The sequence below is a fragment of the Streptomyces radicis genome, assembly GCF_003626575.1.
GTDB classification, from domain to species: Bacteria; Actinomycetota; Actinomycetes; order Streptomycetales; family Streptomycetaceae; genus Streptomyces; species Streptomyces radicis.
Map to the genome: position 1 here is coordinate 1 of NZ_RBDY01000068.1, position 2,291 is coordinate 2,291.

The following is a 2,291-nucleotide window of genomic DNA, read 5'->3' on the forward strand; positions in this document are numbered from 1 at the left end:
GGCGGCCGCCCGGAACCAAGAACCGCCGTCCCGCACCCCGCTACGACGTTGGCAAAACCGTCAAACGACCTGAGACCCTCAAGGCCATCGGCAGACCTTGCCGATCTTGGTAGATAAAGAACAAGCTGAGGTCCGGCCGGAACGCGGGGTCGGGGCGATCCGGTCGGCCGGGCGGTGGACGGCTGAGGCCGGACGCGCGACCCAGGGCGGTGTTCTGCTCGGCGGCGTGTCGTTCCAGGCAGTGGCGCCGTGACCGCCGGTTACGGAAGCGGGTGGCGGCGGAGTTGAGCGGCATCGGCCTTGCCAAGTGCCCTGTATGTGGGGCGACTTGGGTGGTTGGGGTGGATCGCCGTTCGAACGCGGTCTACTGCTCGCGGCGGTGCGTCATGAGGGCCTAGCGGGCCCGGAAGGAATCGTTCGGCGAACGGTCACAGTGACCGCAACGCGAACGCACGCGGACAGCATCTTCGATCAGATTCCGACCCCTTCCGTTCATTCGATGCGATCTTCGGATATCGGGTAGGACTCTCGGCTTCAGGAAACGGGCCGCTGCTCGTCATGGTCACATGCCGTGCTCGGGCCGCGAGTTGGTGGTGAACCATGCCCGAGGAGATCGAGATCGCCGACAAGGTCGGCAGTGTCAGCGCGGAACGCTATGCCCAGATCGTGGCTGAACTGCGGAAGCTGGTCGAAACGGCCGGCCGTATCCAGTTCACGATCGGCGACTACGCACTCGAAGTCGAGCCGATGCGCGAGTCCGGTGGCCAGGGACGGAGCGATTCGCTGTTCACGGTCAAGGACTCGCTGTTCCGCCTGGCCGAGGACATCGGGCTGTCCTACGCGATGGTGGACAAGGCCAGGTGGACCGCGTCGAAGTGGCCGAAGGACCGGCGGGTGCCGGGGGTGTCGTTCACGGTCCACAGCATCCTGGCCTCCATCGTGGACGACGAGGAACGCTTCGCCACGATCCTCAACCCGCCCAAGGGCAAGACCCGTTGGACGCCGGATGAGGCGAACCGCCGCACCGGTCGGCAGGTCGTCAAGCCCGTCACCCCGCAGGAGAAGGTCAGCGCGATCCACACCCTGGCGACCGACGAGGAAGTCGCCGCCACCGTCACCAGCGACCTGCTGCGCAGGCCGGACGTCGCCTTCCGCGCGATGTCGGACGAAACCGCCCGCCACCAGGTCAACCACGCCCAGGTAGAGCGCGGCCGACAGGCCCGCGAGCACTTCGAGGAGACCAGCCCCGTCGCCCCGGCGGTCCGCAGCATCGACCGGTCGGTGGAGTTCCTGGACCTGGTCACCGCCTGCCACGCGCTCGTCGCAGCGGCCGGCCGCGTCGTCCCGGGTATGCGCGACCGGCAGCTCGGCGACGACGAACGCACGATCATCCACGAGAACGTCGCCCGCGTCCGGGCGACCCTGGACTGGATCGAGACGGCCGTCGACACCGGCAAGGTCGACGTCGACGGCGAGCTGGCCCGGATCACCGCTGCCGACGCACCACCACCGTGCCAGCCACCTTGTCGTGCAAGCACTGTTGCAGCGGCTCGTCCCACAGGAACCACAGGTGGTTCAACCCGAAGGGAAGCACTTGCAGCACCCAGTGGGCCACGTGTCGCCCCAGCGCGCGTCCATACGACAGCGGGTCCCCGTCCCGAGCACGGGCGACCCGCAGGCGGCAGACACGCTTACCCAGCGTCCCACCCCAACGCGCGGTGGCAAGCGGTGAGTAGCACAGGAAGATCGCGCTGACCAGGACGCCCGACACGACTCCCCCCGGCTCCTCGCCGCCACTGACGAGGATGCCCAACTCGACCGCCCCGAACAACAACGCAACAATGACCACCACATCGATCAGCAGAGCGCCGAAGCGTTCCGGAAAGTCGGCCGGCGTCTCCCAACCGGGCTCGGGCGGATAGATACGCATCCACTGCGGATGCGGCTTGCGCGTACCGCTGCTGGCCGCTGTCTTTAACTCCGGGCTCCGCGGCATCTGTTCATCCATGCGGCACATCCTCTCGAAACGCATCCGGGACCGGTCCCGGTATCGGCAAACGACCCCCGGCCCTTGGAGCGGCTTCGGGTCAGCGGCCGGGCGAAGAGGACCAGGAGGATGAGACTGCCCGGTCGCGATGCTTGAACTTCGAAAACAGGCACTCACCTTGTTCTTTATCTACCAAGATCGGCAAGGTCTGCCGATGGCCTTGAGGGTCTCAGGTCGTTTGACGGTTTTGCCAACGTCGTAGCGGGGTGCGGGACGGCGGTTCTTGGTTCCGGGCGGCCGCCCG

The 2,291-nt window shown here is 67.0% G+C and carries 1 protein-coding gene and 1 pseudogene; one reads left to right on the forward strand and one right to left on the reverse strand.

Going from position 1 to position 2,291, the window contains the following annotated elements; translation table 11 throughout:
- Window positions 1-600: 600 nt before the first annotated feature.
- Window positions 601-1,488 (forward strand): annotated as a pseudogene (locus D7318_RS32235) (DUF6192 family protein); the annotation flags it as partial.
- Here D7318_RS32235 and D7318_RS35115 read toward each other — a convergent pair.
- The gene (locus tag D7318_RS35115) at window positions 1,487-2,032 is read right to left on the reverse strand and encodes an RDD family protein (RefSeq protein WP_120700794.1); all 546 of its coding nucleotides are present in this window, start codon (window positions 2,030-2,032) and stop codon (window positions 1,487-1,489) included. The pseudogene D7318_RS32235 and the gene D7318_RS35115 overlap by 2 nt on opposite strands.
- Between the last annotated feature and the right edge of the window lie 259 nt (window positions 2,033-2,291).

What these genes read in the sequence shown, in the direction of transcription:
- D7318_RS35115 (WP_120700794.1), bottom strand. Translation starts at nt 2,032, where the DNA reads ATGCGTTTCGAGAGGATGTGCCGCATGGATGAACAGATGCCGCGGAGC.